The organism is Rhizobium sullae (assembly GCF_900169785.1).
In the GTDB taxonomy this organism is placed as follows: Bacteria; Pseudomonadota; Alphaproteobacteria; order Rhizobiales; family Rhizobiaceae; genus Rhizobium; species Rhizobium sullae.
The window spans coordinates 197,336-212,636 of record NZ_FWER01000015.1; the positions used below are offsets into that span (position 1 = coordinate 197,336).

Below are 15,301 nucleotides of genomic sequence, written 5' to 3' on the forward strand. Positions count from 1 at the left end.
GCCTATAAGCGAAAGCATCAGGCAGCCCCGTTCGGAGTATCGGAGGACCGATGAAAAGGATTCTTTCCAGCGTCAGGGACGGCCGCGGTTTCGATATCGCGCTAGTCGCCTTTCCGCTCATCTTTCTGTTCGTGATGGCAGGCTTGCCACTCATCTACAACGTCGTGATGAGTTTCCAAGAGGTCGATATGTTCAGCCTCGGCACCTTCTCGCGTCCTTTCGTCGGCTTCAAGAACTACACCGACCTGTTCGCGCTGCCGGAAACCTGGCCGATCCTTCGCAACACGGCAATTTTCGTCATCGGATCCATCGCTGGCCAGTTCCTGATCGGCTTCGGCCTGGCGTTATTTTTCTGGGTGAATTTTCCCGGCGCATCGTGGCTGCGCGGTCTTTTCCTCGTCTCCTGGGTCATGCCCGGCCTCGTTGTCGGCGCCATCTGGAACTGGATTCTCTCCGGTGACTTCGGCGTGTTGAATTTCATCCTGAAAGAAAGTGGCATCATCAGCGGCAACATCTTCTGGCGCTCGGACCCACACTACTCTCTTTATGCCGTCGTCATCGCCAATGTCTGGCTCGGCACTGCGTTCAACATGATCCTTCTCTCCGTCGGCCTGTCCAGCATTCCAGGCGATCTCTACGAGGCAGCCGAACTCGACGGCGCCAATGCCTGGCAGCGCTTCTGGACCATCACCTTGCCGATGATGCGCTCGACAATCGGCGCCATCGTCGCGCTCGGCCTGATCTTCACGCTGCAGCAGTTTGACCTTTTCGCGGCGATCACCTCCGGCGGGCCGAACAATTCCTCGAACGTGACGCAATACTGGGCCTGGGACCTGTCCTTCCGCCAATACGACTTCGCCAAAGGGGCTACAATCTCCGTGATCATGATCGTCTTCGTCATGATCGCCGCGGTCGTCTATGTACGCTCGACACGCCATGAGGTGCGCGGATGAGCGAGACGAACCGCAACCGCCTGATGCTCGCGATCGCCATCGTCATGGCGGCGATCTATCTCTTTCCGCTCTACTGGATGTATATCACGACGCTCAAAAGCGGCTCGGAGATGTTTGCCACGCCGCCGAGCTTCTGGCCTTCCTCGCCGCAATGGGGCACATACGCCTATGTCTGGGAAAGCCGGAACATGGGCCGCTATCTCTGGAATTCGCTGGTCATCGCCATCGGCTCCGTCACGCTCATCACCGTTCTCGGCGTCGGCTGCGCCTACGTGCTGGCGCGCTACCGCAATGTTTGGGTGGATATCGGCCTGTTCCTCATCCTGATGCTGCAGGTTCTTCCTGCTTCGCTGATGGTCACGCCGATCTTCGTCGGTTTCTCGCAGTTCGGCATGCTCAACTATCCGCGCCTTGCTGTTATCATCGCCATTGCTGCGAAAAGCATGCCATTCTTCGTCGTCCTCGTCCGTGCCACCTTCATGGCGGTGCCGCAGGAACTCGAGGAGGCCGCCCTCGTCGACGGCAATTCCCGCGTCGGCGCCTTCTTCAACATTGTCCTGCCGCTTGCCCGGAACGGCATCCTTGTCAGTGCGATCCTCATCTTCATGCAGGCCTTCGGCGAATTCGTCTACGCTAAGTCGATGATCCAGGCCGCCGAGCTTCAGCCGGCGAGCGTCGGTCTCAATTCCTTCATGGGACCGAACACCAACGAGTGGAACAATATCATGGCCTACGCCACGATGTATGTGACGCCGATCCTCGCCATTTTCGTTCTCTTGCAGCGCCGCATCGTATCCGGCCTCACCTCGGGAGCCCTCAAATGACCACTCAGATCGAGCTTGCCGGCGTCAACAAGCACTATGGCGCCTTCCACGCTCTCAAGAACATCAACCTATCGATCGCCAAGGGAACGTTCGTGGCCCTCGTCGGTCCCTCCGGCTGCGGCAAATCCACGCTTCTGCGGTCTCTGGCGGGCCTTGAAAGCATCTCCGAAGGCGACCTTAAGATCGCTGGCGAGCTGATGAACAACGTGCCGCCGCGCAAGCGCGATGTGGCCATGGTCTTCCAGTCCTACGCGCTTTATCCGCATATGACCGTCGAGCAGAACCTGACTTACAGTCTCCGGATCCGTGGCGTCGCGAAAGCCGAGGCGAAGAAAGCCGCCGAGGAAGTCGCCACCACCACCGGCCTGTCGCATCTCCTGAAGCGCTATCCGCGCGAGCTTTCCGGTGGCCAGCGTCAGCGCGTCGCCATGAGCCGCGCCATCATCCGTCATCCGAAGGCATTCCTCTTCGACGAACCGCTGTCCAATTTGGATGCGGCGCTGCGCGTTCATATGCGCAAGGAAATCAGAGCCTTGCACGATCGGCTTCATGCGACATCGGTCTACGTCACGCATGATCAGATCGAGGCTATGACCATGGCCGATCACGTCGTCGTCATGCGCGAGGGCATCATCGAGCAGCAGGGCAGGCCGCTTGATCTTTACGACACGCCCGCCAACAAGTTCGTTGCCGGCTTCATCGGCTCACCCGCGATGAACTTCATCCCGGCGATCGTCGGCGAAGATGGTGCAAGCCTGACGCTCGACCTCGGTCCGCTCAAGCAGAAGCTGGCGCTTGCCGGCAAACTGCAGCCCGGCCGCAAGGTGACGGCCGGCATCCGCCCCGAACATATCGGCATCACCGGCGAAGGGCAGGGCACCTTCGATGTCCCGGTCGCCGTCGTCGAATCCACCGGTTCCTCGACCTTCATCACCGCGGCAACCGAGCCGGAACTCACCATCGTCGAAACCGGCCGTGGCAGCGCGCAGGCGGGGAACACCGTCGGCGCGGTCGTCGATCCGGCTCAGCTGCACCTCTTCGACGAGGCAAGCGGCGTCAGGATCTGACGCCGCCTTCAAAAGCTAGCGGCCGCCTTCCATTTTGCGGTGGCGCTGGTTGATGCCGTGCTCACCATAGGGATATTGCCCGGGTGTCGGTGCGCTGACCTCATCGAGCCTGGCAGTCTCCTCAATCGAAAGCACGAGACTGGCGGCGCTAAGATTGTCGGCGAGCTGCTCGGGGTTTCGCGCGCCCAGAATGACGGAGGTCACCGCAGGACGCGCCGCCGTCCAGGCAAGGGCAACTTGCGCCATGCTGACGCCGCGGGCTCTCGCGATGTCCTCGACCGCACCGATGATGGCCCAGGTACGATCCTGCGCATTGCGGGCTTCGAAGGCCTCGCCGCCGCGCGTTGGATTTTCGCCAAGGCGGGTTGCGCCGATCGGAATCTCATCGCGCTTGTACTTGCCCGTCAGCCAGCCGCCGCCGAGCGGTGACCAGGGCAACAACCCCATGCTGGCATCCTGGCAGGCGGCGACGATTTCAAGCTCGATATCGCGCATCAGCAGATTGTATTGCGGCTGAAGCGTCACCGGTCGTGTGTAGCCGCGCGCCTTGGCAATCTCGGAAGCCTTGGCAATGTGCCAACCAACATAGTTGGAGAAGCCGTAATAGCTGATCTTGCCGGCTGAAACGGCGTCATCGAGGAAACGCAGCGTCTCCTCGATCGGCGTCAGCGCGTCCCAGGCATGCATCTGGTAGAGATCGATATGCTCGACGCCGAGACGGTGGAGGGAGTCGTCGAGCGCTTGGTGGAGGTGTTTGCGCGAAAGGCCGATATCGTTCGGACCCGAACCCATCGGAAAGCGACCTTTAGTCGCGATCACAGCTTGCTTTGCCTCGGTTGGCCGCGCCTTCAGCCAATGCCCGATGATCTCTTCGGATTTGCCGGCGCTATAGACATCGGCAGTATCGATGAAATTGCCGCCCCAGGCGAAATAGTCGTCGAGCAACCTGTGAGAGGCGGCTTCGTCAGCCTCTGCGCCGAAGGTCATCGTGCCGAGACAATATGCGGTCACGATCGTGCCGCTCGGACCGAGTTTGCGATAATCCATGCTTACCTCCAATGAACATCAAGGCCGCGACACCAAGGGCGGCCACTATCTCAGCATCATCGGCACTGACGGCGGTGCCGCAGCCATTGCTTCCTTTTCTTCTGCAGCCTTCGAAGTGCAAGGCCTGAGAAGGCACTCGTGAATCGGGTGAGTGAAGAATAGGATGGGTCACGTGAGGAAGAAGCTGTGCCGATAACACAGCGAGAGAATGCGTCAGGCGCTTCCATCATTCAAACGGAAGATTTAGATAAGATTGATCGATTTCTTTGCATAATGAGGATCCAGTGGAACTACGCCAGCTCCAATATTTTGTCGCTGCAGCAAAGGCCGAGCATTTTACGAAAGCCGCGCAACGCTTAAACATCGTTCAGTCCGCCCTATCGAGTTCGGTCCGGGCATTGGAAGACGAGCTGAAGGCGCAGCTCTTCGTCCGCACCACTCGAAAGGTGCGGCTGACAGCCGCCGGCAGGGCGCTGCTCGAGAAGGCGGAGATCGTCCTTCAGGCAGCGAAGGATGCACGGGAAGCGGTAAGTGCCGTTACCCAGGCGAAATCTGGCAAGCTGAACCTGGGAACCGTTCAGGGCCTTCCGGCATTTCTCGATCTGCCGCTTCTGCTTGCCCGTTTTCATGAGCGTCATCCGCATATCGACGTGCGCCTGATACAGGGCGGGGCGGCCCATCTGCTGGAGAAGGTCAGGAACGGCAAACTCGACCTCGCGTTCCTGCCGATGTTCGATCCCCCGAGCGACATTGCAACCGTCACGATCGCCTGCGAAGAACTGGTCGTCGTCTGCAACAAGACGCATTCGCTTGCATCAAGCGAGTTTGTTTCTCTTGGCGAAATTGCATCTCATGCCTTTGTCGAATTCGAGCAGGATTTGGGTACGCGCAAGATCATAGATGATCTATTTCTGAGAGCGAATATTGATCGCAAGATCGCATTCGAGGTGAGCGACCTCGGCACATTGATGGAACTCGTCGGACACGGGCTGGGCATCGCACTCGTGCCGGAATCGGTAGCCTGCAGCCGGGCTCAGATACTGAGTGTTTGCCGTCTGAAAGACGCCGATGCATGCTGGGAAGTCGTATTGGCTTCATCGGCAGCATCGGGCGATGCACTGCCGAGACGCTTCGAGGAGATTATCGGAAAGGGATAGCGCCAGCATCTAAGTTCGACCCGCACCTGAGGGGCCATGAGTTGTAGGTGCTATCGAGGCAGCGCCGGCGTATGATCGGTCTATCGTCGGCATCCAGTGGTATGCGAGAGGGATGGCAAATGAGACGGAAATTCGGTTACACACTCGGGACGATTTTGATCCTGCTCGGATTGATCTGGATCGGCCAGGGGAGCGGATTTTTCCCGTACCCGTCCTCGAGTTTTATGATCAATCAAAGCATCTGGATTCTGTGGGGACTCATCGTCCTGGGGATCGGTGGCGTGGCCGTGTTTGTCACCCGCAGGCTCGGCGGGGAGTAACAACCATGCAGCGCACCCCAACCACGGTAGATGGCATCCACATAGGACCCAGCATGCGGACTTAGGCGGTCATTGCTCGCCAACAGATCAGCGGGCCATCTTCCATGTCGACACGTTCGCCGATGCGGATGAACCCGTTGCGCTCCAGAACGCGTTGGGACGCGATGTTCTTGACGCCTGTCTCCGCGGATATCTGGACGACGCGCGGGTCAGCACGCCCCCATGAAAGTAGTTCGCCAATAGCCCTGCTCGTGTATCCACGGCCTTGTCGCGCTGGCGCCACCCCGTAGCCGATATGGATATCCCCGCCCTGGGGAACTCTGACTATGGAGCAAAGACCAACGACCTCATCCTCGCCTACGATCAGCCAGGCCGACGGCGCGAACCAGGGGCGAATCTCGTCGGCAAGCTTACTCAGCATTTCCAGCACGTCTGGAGGTGCGATCGTGCCGTCGCGAACAACGCGAAGATTGCGAGGCGCGGTGCCTTTCAGCAGCGCTTCAAAGTCACAAGTAGTTGCTTCGACGATCATTCTTTCTCGACATCTCGTGTGGCCCGGGGGGGGGTGCGCTGAGGCGGAACGGGGAGCTGGCGTTTCGCCTGTAGCAAGCCTAAGGACCATCACTTCCAGCGCCGTGGCGGGTGAGTGCTAAAATTGCCGCTACGGCAAACACAGCATGCTCCCTCGGGATGAAAACGCACCTATCACCCCTCCGGCATAATCACAAGCTGCTGCGGCTACAGCCGATTGAGGTGTACGGCCGTTGTCCACAAGGGCCGCGCCAGGCTCTCAATGCTAGACTGCTTCCGTTTGCATGACCTCGCCGAGCGTCTTCGGTAACGCATTGTTATTGTGATCTGGCCGCACGACGGCGGTCATGCTCTTGTTCGCCTGCGCGTCAACGCGTTCTGCAGCGTCTCGAAGCAATGTTGCGAGAACGTCAAGTGATACCCTGTCGGCGCGCATAAGCTGACGGATCAGCGGATCGCTCAATATCTCTGACATGGTCATATCGCGCATAGTTGCCTCCTGATGAGGAAAACAATCTAACCGCGATTGATTACAATCTAATGTAAAAGCGACGGCGAAAAGATGGCCGCAGGACGGGCCTAAACCATAGGCCGCATCAAAAGCCTCGAATCCGCCTGCGCACTCGATGTTTTTCCAGTTCGAGGAGATGAAATGCACGGCTGTGCAAAAAATCCCGCACATAGACCCTTTTGTCATCCCGATGTCACGCGTCAGCGTTAGCTAGCTCCATCAGCCACGAGGGGCACGGCCTCGAAAAACCGAATGGAGACGGTCATGAACAGACGCGAGTTTCTTATCACATCGTCAGCCGCAACAGCTCTTCTGGCCGTGCCGCGTTTCGCTTCGGCGGCAGCACAGACGATCGACCTCTACAGCCCCTCCGACGCCAATATCGTCGACTTCTGGAACAATATCGTGCGTCCGGCTTTCGAAAAGGCCCACCCTGAGATTGCCCTGAAGGTAACCGACGCCGGCGACAACACCGGCCTGCGCGCCATTGCCGATCGCGCGCTGGCGGCCCTCCAGACCAAGACCGATCCGCAGGCAGACATTTTCGAAACCTTCGACCCGCGCCTGCCGAAAGGCGGGATCGACGCCGGCCTCTGGGTCAAATTCTCGGCGGAGAACATCGAAGGCTTCGACCGCGTCAATCCGCTGGGTTTCGATAACGAGTATTCGCTTCCCTATCGCGGCTCGCAGGTTCTTCTTGCTTACGACAACACAAAGCTCGATCCCAAGGATGCGCCGAAGACGTGGGAGCAACTGACGGTATGGATCAAGGCCAATCCCGGCCAGTTCATCTACAATCGTCCCGACAAAGGCGGTTCGGGCAGCAACTTCGTTCGCCGTGCGATCCATGAGGCCAACGGTCGCGATCCGAAGAAGTTCACCATCGACAACTTCTCGGCCGATTATGCCAGCCAGACGCTGACGCCTGCCTGGGCGATCCTCAATGATCTTGCCCCGTCGCTTTACGAAAAGGGCGCCTATACGGCCGGCAACACCCAATCGATCCAACTTCTTGCCCAAGGCGTCGTCACCATGGTTCCGGTCTGGTCGGACCAGGTTTTGCAGGCGATTTCGCAAGGCGTTCTGCCGGAAACGACCAGCCTCATTCAGCTTGGCGATCTCGCGCTTTGCGGCAATTTCTCGCGCATGACGGTGCTGTCGAACGGCGCGCATAAGGACGTCGCCTTGAAGCTTGCAGCTTTCCTGCTGACCAAGGAGATGCAGGAAGCGATCATTACCGAGATCGGCGGCTTCCCCGGCATCTCCTGGGATCACATCTCGGATGATCTCCGCCAGAAATATGCCGACGTCGTCCCGGCATCGATCCCGACCTTCCCGAGCGGCGATTGGGAGCCAGCGATCAACGACGGCTGGTACCGCAATGTCGCACCAGGCATCAGCCGCACCTGATGCGCAGGGATCTTGCGCTACCATCGCTGACGCGCTGGCGCGCGCCAGTCAGCATGAATGCTTCGGCGGGGCTTCTTCTGGTCGCCCTGCCGGTTCTTCTGCTCGGCTGGCTGATCGTCTATCCGATCATCGCCGCAGTCATCGGCACGATCTTCGTACGCCAACCGGATGGTGCTACGGCATTTTCGCTCGCCTCCTACCGCTTTTTCTTCAGCGATGCCTATAGCCTGACCAATCTCTGGCTCACGCTCTGGACGACGGTGGTTTGCGGCTTGCTGCTTCTCGTCACAGGCTTGCCGATCGCCCTCTATCTGCGCTTTTCGCAAGGACGCTTACCAGCCTATGTCCAAGGTCTCGCGATCTTTCCGATGTTCGTCCCGTCGATCATCCTTTCTTACGCGCTCATCCGCACCATAGGTCCGAACGGCACTGTCGACATTCTGCTCAACGCTGTCGGGCTTCCGAAGCTGCCTTCTCCCTATCTCACGCCCTGGGGGCCGGTGATCGGTCTCGTCTGGGACAATCTTCCCCTGACGGTACTGATGCTGACGGCCGGATTGGGCAACATTGCAAAAAGCTCGATTGAAGCCGCTCGAGATGTCGGCGCCTCGCCGCTGCGGGTCTTCGTTTCGATCATCATGCCGCGCATGGGCAATTCGTTTCTCGTGACGGCCTCGTTCGCGGTGCTTGGCATCTTTTCGTCCTTCACGCTACCCTATGTGCTTGGCCCTGCTTCGCCGGAGATGATGGGTCCCTTCATGCAGCGCACCTTCTCCGACCTCAATGATCCGCTGAATGCGCTGACACAAGCCGTCATCACCTTCGGTTTCTGCCTGATCTTCGGGATCTTCTATGTTCGCTCGATCGCAAAAAACCGGGAGGCCGTCCGATGAGCCTTGGTGCGGCAAGGATCGATTGGACAGGCATCTTGTTTGCGGCGCTGCTGACGCTGTTCATCGCGCTTCCGCTGATCGTCGTCGGCACCTGGGCCTTCACGGAAGTCTGGCGTTATCCCTCCGTTATCCCGCAGCAGTTCGGGCTGCGCTTCTGGTCGCAGACGCTATCGCGCAGCGACGTCTGGGAATCGCTTTTTCTTAGCCTGCGGCTGACGGCGACGGTGACGCTGCTGTCGGCCGTGATCTGCCTTCCCGCGGCTTACGCCTTTGCGCGCCTGACCTTTCCCGGCAAAAACATCCTTTTTCTATCCTTTCTCGCGTCGCACGCCTTTCCGAAGTTCGGACTGCTTGTCGCGATCGCCGGAATTTTTCTGCAGCTCGGCCTGATCAGCACCTTCTGGGGCGTCGTCCTGATCCAGCTCGTCGGTACGCTGATGCTGATGATCTGGATCCCCGTCGCGGCATTTCAGAATGTCGACCGGCGCATGGAGGAAGCGGCGCAGGATGCAGGGGCAGCCCCGCTGCGGGTATTCTGGTCGATCACCCTTCCGCAGGCCGCACCGACAATCGTGGCCGCGCTTTTGCTCACCTTCGTCGGTACCTTCTACGAAACGGAGGGCGCGTGGCTGATCGGCGCGCCGGAGATCCGCACGATGCCAGTGCTGATGATCACTTTCATTAACAACCAGATCGTCGTGCAGTATGGCGCGGTCCTTTCGGTCATGTTGTGGGTGCCATCCTTCATCGCGCTGATGTTTGCCCGCCGCGTCGTCGGAACAGGCGCCTTTGCCCGCGGTTTCGGCGCGTGACGCGCAGATCGGGTACGACCCGAAGAAAGGCTTGAGATGGCACGCTTGACGATCAAGGGGGTTTCGAAGACCTTCGGCGCTTCATTCGCGGTGCGCGATTTCTCGCTCGACGTCGATGATGGCGAGCTCGTCTGCCTGCTTGGACCATCCGGTTCCGGCAAGTCGACGCTCCTTCGCATGATCGGCGGCTTCGAGCGACCAAGCGCGGGTTCTATTCTTGTCGACGCCAAGGATATCACGGCGCTTCCGCCGGAAAAACGCCCGACCGGCATGGTGTTTCAAAGCCATGCCCTCTGGACGCATATGGACGTCTTCAACAACATCGCCTTCGGGTTGAAGATTCGCAGGATGCCGAAATCCGAGATCAAGGAGCGCGTCGAAAACGCGCTCGCGCTTGTCGGCCTTTCGAACTATGGAAACCGGATGACGACGCAGCTTTCGGGCGGGCAGCAACAGCGTGTGGCGCTGGCGCGCTCCCTCGTACTCGAGCCGAAGATCCTGCTGCTCGACGAGCCCTTTGCCAGTCTCGACCAGCATTTGCGCGAGCGCCTGCGGGAGGAGGTGCGCGACATCCAGCAGCGCCTCGGTATCACGACGCTTTTTGTCACGCATGGGCAGGACGAGGCGCTCGCCCTTGCCGACCGGATCGTCGTCATGCGCGACGGCGGCACGGACCAGATCGCGCCACCGGACGTAATCTACCGCGAACCGAAAACCGAATTCGTGGCAGGTTTCATCGGCTCCATGAATTTTGTTCGCGCAAACATCCGCAACGGGATCAGCGAGCATCCAGACTTCCCGCTTGCCGTCCCTGTCGAGGACGGCGACGCCGTGCTTGCCTTCCGTCCGGAAGCGCTCTTGCTCAGTCCCTCCAAAAAGCCAAACACTGCCATTGTCCATCGCAGCATCGATTTCGGCACGCACAGGATCGTCGACATCGACCTTGCGGATGGAGCGCGGCTGAAGGCAATGACGCCACCGGATGTCGATTGGACAAGGGGTTCCCTTGTCGAACCGACAGCCACCGCCTATTTCGCTTTTCGCGACAACAAGCTCATCCATCAATCGGCAGCTTCCGGCGAGCTGCAAACCAATCGGGTGTTCGGCCATGTCTGACCGCAGGGGCATCGCCATCGAGAGGGACGGGCACCGGACCTGGCTGAAATGGCATCGCGGCCATCGCTTTGCCGGTGATATCTCATTCACGCGCCGGCGGATCGCAGAAGGCATGCTGCTCGGCGCCAGCGTCGAGATCGATCTGGTTCGTTTTCGCGGTGAAGGTTTCGCGGTTCTTCACGATGAAACGCTCGATCGCGCAACGACGGGCACGGGCCGTGTCCTCGATGCATCGGAGGAGTATCTGCGCGGCTTGCAGTTGCGCGATCAGGCCGGTCTGCCGACGGATCACCCGGTGATGCTGATCGGCGATCTCGGACAGCTTCTTCTCGCGGGCGGATGCCATGAGAACGCCGTTCTGCAGCTGGATCTCAAGGAGGAGTCGGCTAGCATCCGCGATGTGGATATCACCGCCTTTACCTCGGCGATGTCGTCGGTGGCACGGTCGGTCATCTTGTCGGGCGGTGACGCTAGAGCCGTCGAACGGCTTTCCCGTGCGGTTCCCGACATGCTTGTTGGCTATGATCCCTGTTACGACGGAGCCATTGAGCGCTTGATGGAAAGTCGCGATTTCGGGGGTTTCGTGGAAACGGCGCTGGCGGCATCGCCGCGCGCGAAAATGATCTATCTGGACCACGAGCTGGTGCTCTTCGCCGACGCTGCAGGTTATGATCTCATTGGCGCCTTCCACCGCATCGGCCGCCGCGTCGATACCTATACCATCACGGCAGCCGTCCCCGAGGCTTTGCCAAAGATTCTACGGCTCCTTGCGCTGAAAGCGGATCAGATCACCACCGACGATCCGGTCGGGCTGGAAGCGCTTCTGCTCAAGCACCTGTAAGTCGAGATCAGTTGAAGCCCTGGGCAAGCCACGGATGGATCGCCCTGTTTGCGGCGAGGATATCGCCGTTTGCCGTGACCGGCCCGCCGGAAAAGGCCGAAACCTGTCCGCCTGCCTCTTCGACCAGAAGGGCCGACGCGCCATAATCATGCAGCGACAGGCCGTCTTCGAAGAAGCCGTCCAGCCGTCCGCATGCCACATAGGCAATCGAAAGTGCTGCCGAGCCGAGCCGGCGTACACCTGCCGTATTGGCCATCAGCCGCTTGAGCGCGTTGAAATAAATATCCTCGGTGACGGCTTTCACTTGTCCCGGAACGGGCAGTCCGGCGCCGATGAGGACATTTTCGATTTCCGCGTTCTCGATGCAGCGGATCGGTTCGCCGTTCAGATAAGCGCCGCCACCGGCCTCGGCACTGAACAATTCATCCTGCATCGCATCATAGACGATGCCAGCCACGATGCGGCCGCCCTCGGCGATCGAGATCGTCATGCCGAAATGCGGAATTCCCCAGGCGAAGTTGGTCGTGCCGTCGATTGGGTCGATGTAGATGGTCGGTATGCCTGCGTCGGCATCACGATTGCCGACGGCTTCCTCCCCCCTGATCGCGTAGGTAGGAAAGGCTTTCGTCACTTCATCGACGATGATCCGTTCGACGGCCACATCAATTTCCGTCTGATAGTCACGCGGTGCCTTCGATACGATCTCGCTCACCAGCCGCCGCTTTAGCGACTTGCGGGCGGTTTCTCCTGCTTTCAGCGCGGTTTTCGCGAGGAGCTCAAGGCGTGGCGAGGCCGCCGGTGACAAGCGGGTGGAAACTGAGGAGGATGTCATGAAGAGAATTCTTATGAATCGGATGGCGGATTTCGTTTGCCTCGAAGCTTTCGCAGAGGCGCATGAAGCTTTTGTGACGCGGAGAGGGCGCACATCCAGACGGGATGGTGTTCGTGCGAATAAAGGTAGCCGAGACGACGTGCTCGTCCCGGCTACCAAAAGCTCTGTCAAAAGCGCCGTCTCAGACGCCGATCTTGCCGCCGCCGATCTTGGTGATGGCAAGTACGGACGGGCGCACGGGCATGTCGTCCTTGAAATCCGGCCAACGGGTGGAAAGATCCTCGTAATAAGACGGACGCCCGTGGCCAGCCCAGTCATCACCGCCATCGCCGGGATGCTGCACAGCGACGAAAGCCGTTTCGTCATCCGGGGCGAAGAGCGGGCCACAGAGCTCGGCGCCGACCGGGACGCGGAAGAAGAGGCGCGAGGTGGCGCGGGCGTCACCCTCAGTGTCGACTGCCCACAGGCCGTCAGTGCGGCCGGTGGCCTTGTTGTTGTTGCCGTCCGTTGAGACCCAAAGACGGCCGGCCGAATCGACTGCACAGTTATCCGGCATGCCGAACCAGCCGTTCTTCGAGGTTTCGGTCGAGAAAGTCGCGCCGACTTCGGCAACCGTAGGATCGCCGCACTTCAAGAGCACTTCCCATTTGCCTGAAGTCGCAGCGAAATCGCCACCTTCTTCCGTGATCTCGATGATGTGGCCGAAGGCATTTTCGGCGCGTGGGTTGGCGGCATCCACCTGATCGGCCTTGCGCTTGCTGTTGTTGGTCAGCATGACATAGACCTTGCCGTTAACGGCATTCGGCTCGATGTCTTCCGGCCGATCCATTTTCGTCGCACCGAGCATGTCGGCGGCGCGGCGCGTTTCGATGAGAACGTCAGCCTGGCTGGCAAAGCCGTTTTCGGCCGTCAGCGGCCCCTGGCCGAAGACGAGCGGCAGCCACTGGAAGGTCCCGTCTTCTGCGAATTTGGCCACATAAAGCGTGCCCTCATCGAGGAGATCAAGATTGGCAGCACGATCGGTCGCATTGAGCGTTCCCGAAGTCACGAACTTGTAGACGTAGTCGAAGCGTTCGTCGTCGCCGAGATAGAAAACCACGCGACCATCCTTGCTGACGATCGATGCGGCACCCTCATGCTTGGTACGGCCAAGAGCAGTGCGCTTCTTCGGAGTTGCAGTCGGATCCATGACGTCGACTTCGACGATCCATCCGAAACGGTTCGGCTCGTTCGGTTCCTTGGAGAGGTCGAAGCGGTCGTAGTAATTGCCCCACTCGTAGCTCCCCTCCGGCACGCCATAGCGCTTGTAATTGGCAGCTTCCTTATGGCCTTCCGGCAGTTCGCCGGAGAAATAGCCGTGGAAATTCTCTTCCGCCATGATGTAAGTGCCCCAAGGGGTCACGCCGCCGGCACAGTTGTTGAGCGTGCCGATGACACGTGTGCCCGTCGTATCCGCTGAAGTCTTGACGCGATCATGACCGGCGACCGGGCCGGTAAGCTGCATTTCCGTGGTGGCTGTGATGCGGCGGTTGTGGCTGCCTTCCGGAACGACCTGCCACTTTCCGTCGACCTTGCGGATCTCGACGATCGTACCGCCATGCGCGGCCATTTCGACGTCGACCTGTTCCTTGCTGAGCTTGTCCTGGGAGATCTTCCCATCGACGATCTTGACGATGCCGGGGAACATCAGGTGCGGGTTGGTATATTCGTGGTTTACGACGAGCAGCCCGTGTGTCGAAGAGCCTTCGAGCGGGATGAAACCGACATAGTCGTTATTGTAGCCGAATTGGCGGCGCTGGGCTTCTGCGGTCTGCTTGGCCGGATCGAAGGCCGGCGAGTCTGGGAACAGCGCGTCGCCCCAACGCAGGAGAACGTCGGCGTTGTAACCTTCGGCGACGTGATGGTTGGCATCGACGCCTGCCTCGACTTCCGGGAAGGAGAAGGCCGAAGCGCCGTTCGCACGCGCCTTTTCCGCCGTCATCAAGGCGACCGGGCTGACGGTCGCGGTAATGGCGGCAACGGCAAGCGAACCCTGGAGGAAATTACGGCGCGAAAAACGTTTGCTGATGATCTCGCCCATCGTCGGATTGAGACTTGAATTGTGGCCTTCGCCATCCGCGTCTTCAAGTTGCGTCGTGGGGAATATCTTTTGAGAAAGATGTTCGTTCATGGGATGCCTCCAAAGTTGAGAATTGGCCCCTAGTTTTGGAGCCATTCTAAACTTAGGGCTGCCACATTACGGAAATGCGACAAACTGCCTTTTCGGCACCTTCGGGTCGGGTATTCTTATCGAGGCGGCGGGTGGAGTACTCTGGACGCTAATGCCGCGTCATCTTATGCCAGTTTTGGATATCCTTCGCCGTGATCCAGATTCGGCCATCGAAGGCGATCTCGCCATGATCGAATTTCCGGCTCGCGATGTGTTCGAGCACGCTGAGATCCTGCGGCAGCCACCGCGCGTCAGGCGCGGCCTGAACATTTGCGAGCGCGTCTTTCGTGACACATACGGCTTGATGCGTATCGTCGGCCTTCATGACGATAATCGCATCATTGCCGATCAGGCTGAACGTATCTGGTAGAGCGATCAGTTGCATTGCAACCTCCTTGGAGAAGATGTCCAGTCCAAGAGCGGCAGGCACGAATCTATGAGACTCAGGACGCCGCATGCTGCTTTGTTATCGCCGAAAAGCAGCCAGCCATCGATAGGCCGACAAGGTTAATGAAAGGTTACCGGCGAGGCCAGATTGTGCCCCGCAACCTACACCGCTGACAAACGCTCCAGGCTAGGGCACCGCAGGTCGCGTGGCTGGCTTCAGCCTTACACCGACATCGAGATAGTGGGCGAGAACTTCATCCGCAAGGCGAGCCGCGTGTGTGCAATCGATCTCGTTGCTGCACAGCGGGCCTTCACCTGCGTCCGACATAAAGCGGTCCTTAATTTAGACCGAAAGAAATTTTTTAAGGGGGTCACGTCGGCCACATGGGAT

17 protein-coding genes are annotated in these 15,301 nt (G+C 59.3%); 11 read left to right on the forward strand and 6 right to left on the reverse strand.

The window, feature by feature from the left end; translation table 11 throughout:
• Nucleotides 1-50 precede the first annotated feature (50 nt).
• The 3 genes from BN1800_RS15640 to BN1800_RS15650 are packed head-to-tail and all read left to right on the forward strand — an operon-like array spanning nucleotide 51 to nucleotide 2,844.
• Complete coding sequence (locus BN1800_RS15640) at nucleotides 51-953, forward strand: carbohydrate ABC transporter permease (protein WP_086999135.1); 903 nt, start codon at nucleotides 51-53, stop codon at nucleotides 951-953.
• Complete coding sequence (locus tag BN1800_RS15645; RefSeq protein WP_086999139.1) at nucleotides 950-1,777, forward strand: carbohydrate ABC transporter permease; 828 nt, start codon at nucleotides 950-952, stop codon at nucleotides 1,775-1,777. Before BN1800_RS15640 ends, BN1800_RS15645 begins: the two co-directional genes overlap by 4 nt.
• Nucleotides 1,774-2,844 (forward strand): ABC transporter ATP-binding protein, encoded by a 1,071-nt coding sequence (locus tag BN1800_RS15650; protein ID WP_086999142.1) that lies wholly within the window; start codon nucleotides 1,774-1,776, stop codon nucleotides 2,842-2,844. Before BN1800_RS15645 ends, BN1800_RS15650 begins: the two co-directional genes overlap by 4 nt.
• A gap of 15 nt (nucleotides 2,845-2,859) precedes the next feature.
• Here BN1800_RS15650 and BN1800_RS15655 read toward each other — a convergent pair whose 3' ends face one another.
• A complete protein-coding gene (locus BN1800_RS15655) occupies nucleotides 2,860-3,891 on the reverse strand; it encodes an aldo/keto reductase (protein WP_086999145.1) in 1,032 nt (343 codons plus the stop codon).
• On the opposite strand from BN1800_RS15655, the gene BN1800_RS41405 reads away from it, so the two are divergent.
• The 3 genes from BN1800_RS41405 to BN1800_RS15665 all read left to right on the forward strand — a co-directional run bounded on the left by BN1800_RS41405 (nucleotide 3,890) and on the right by BN1800_RS15665 (nucleotide 5,368).
• The gene (locus tag BN1800_RS41405; RefSeq protein WP_179213799.1) at nucleotides 3,890-4,033 is read left to right on the forward strand and encodes a hypothetical protein; all 144 of its coding nucleotides are present in this window, start codon (nucleotides 3,890-3,892) and stop codon (nucleotides 4,031-4,033) included. The genes BN1800_RS15655 and BN1800_RS41405 overlap by 2 nt on opposite strands.
• Nucleotides 4,034-4,175: 142 nt before the next feature.
• The gene (locus tag BN1800_RS15660; RefSeq protein ID WP_143533982.1) at nucleotides 4,176-5,048 is read left to right on the forward strand and encodes a LysR family transcriptional regulator; all 873 of its coding nucleotides are present in this window, start codon (nucleotides 4,176-4,178) and stop codon (nucleotides 5,046-5,048) included.
• A 119-nt stretch (nucleotides 5,049-5,167) separates the two neighbouring features.
• Nucleotides 5,168-5,368: a hypothetical protein gene (locus tag BN1800_RS15665; RefSeq protein ID WP_086999152.1), complete on the forward strand. Its 201-nt coding sequence runs from the start codon at nucleotides 5,168-5,170 to the stop codon at nucleotides 5,366-5,368.
• 61 nt (nucleotides 5,369-5,429) lie between these two features.
• Here the strand turns inward: BN1800_RS15665 and BN1800_RS15670 are convergent, their stop codons facing one another.
• Together BN1800_RS15670 and BN1800_RS15675 are read right to left on the reverse strand one after the other, a co-directional pair.
• Nucleotides 5,430-5,900, reverse strand: a complete 471-nt coding sequence (locus BN1800_RS15670) for a GNAT family N-acetyltransferase (protein ID WP_086999155.1) — start codon at nucleotides 5,898-5,900, stop codon at nucleotides 5,430-5,432.
• Nucleotides 5,901-6,164: 264 nt separating this feature from the next.
• Nucleotides 6,165-6,389 carry a hypothetical protein gene (locus tag BN1800_RS15675; RefSeq protein ID WP_037141715.1) on the reverse strand — a complete coding sequence of 75 codons (225 nt, stop codon included), beginning with the start codon at nucleotides 6,387-6,389 and terminating at the stop codon, nucleotides 6,165-6,167.
• Nucleotides 6,390-6,674: 285 nt separating this feature from the next.
• On the opposite strand from BN1800_RS15675, the gene BN1800_RS15680 reads away from it, so the two are divergent.
• The 5 genes from BN1800_RS15680 to BN1800_RS15700 are packed head-to-tail and all read left to right on the forward strand — an operon-like array spanning nucleotide 6,675 to nucleotide 11,482.
• Entirely contained in the window at nucleotides 6,675-7,820 is a 1,146-nt protein-coding gene (locus tag BN1800_RS15680; protein ID WP_086999320.1) for an extracellular solute-binding protein, read from the forward strand.
• Complete coding sequence (locus BN1800_RS15685; protein WP_086999158.1) at nucleotides 7,820-8,713, forward strand: ABC transporter permease; 894 nt, start codon at nucleotides 7,820-7,822, stop codon at nucleotides 8,711-8,713. Before BN1800_RS15680 ends, BN1800_RS15685 begins: the two co-directional genes overlap by 1 nt.
• Nucleotides 8,710-9,525, forward strand: a complete 816-nt coding sequence (locus BN1800_RS15690) for an ABC transporter permease (RefSeq protein WP_086999160.1) — start codon at nucleotides 8,710-8,712, stop codon at nucleotides 9,523-9,525. The genes BN1800_RS15685 and BN1800_RS15690 overlap by 4 nt, the downstream gene beginning before the upstream one ends.
• A 36-nt stretch (nucleotides 9,526-9,561) precedes the next feature.
• Complete coding sequence (locus BN1800_RS15695; protein ID WP_086999164.1) at nucleotides 9,562-10,641, forward strand: ABC transporter ATP-binding protein; 1,080 nt, start codon at nucleotides 9,562-9,564, stop codon at nucleotides 10,639-10,641.
• Nucleotides 10,634-11,482, forward strand: a complete 849-nt coding sequence (locus BN1800_RS15700; RefSeq protein WP_086999167.1) for a glycerophosphodiester phosphodiesterase — start codon at nucleotides 10,634-10,636, stop codon at nucleotides 11,480-11,482. Before BN1800_RS15695 ends, BN1800_RS15700 begins: the two co-directional genes overlap by 8 nt.
• A 7-nt stretch (nucleotides 11,483-11,489) precedes the next feature.
• Here BN1800_RS15700 and BN1800_RS15705 read toward each other — a convergent pair whose 3' ends face one another.
• The 3 genes from BN1800_RS15705 to BN1800_RS15715 form a co-directional block, all read right to left on the reverse strand.
• A complete protein-coding gene (locus BN1800_RS15705; protein WP_086999170.1) occupies nucleotides 11,490-12,314 on the reverse strand; it encodes an inositol monophosphatase family protein in 825 nt (274 codons plus the stop codon).
• A gap of 181 nt (nucleotides 12,315-12,495) precedes the next feature.
• Nucleotides 12,496-14,484, reverse strand: a complete 1,989-nt coding sequence (locus BN1800_RS15710; protein WP_086999175.1) for a PhoX family protein — start codon at nucleotides 14,482-14,484, stop codon at nucleotides 12,496-12,498.
• Between the two features lie 148 nt (nucleotides 14,485-14,632).
• Nucleotides 14,633-14,908 (reverse strand): hypothetical protein, encoded by a 276-nt coding sequence (locus BN1800_RS15715; RefSeq protein WP_086999178.1) that lies wholly within the window; start codon nucleotides 14,906-14,908, stop codon nucleotides 14,633-14,635.
• Nucleotides 14,909-15,301 lie beyond the last annotated feature (393 nt).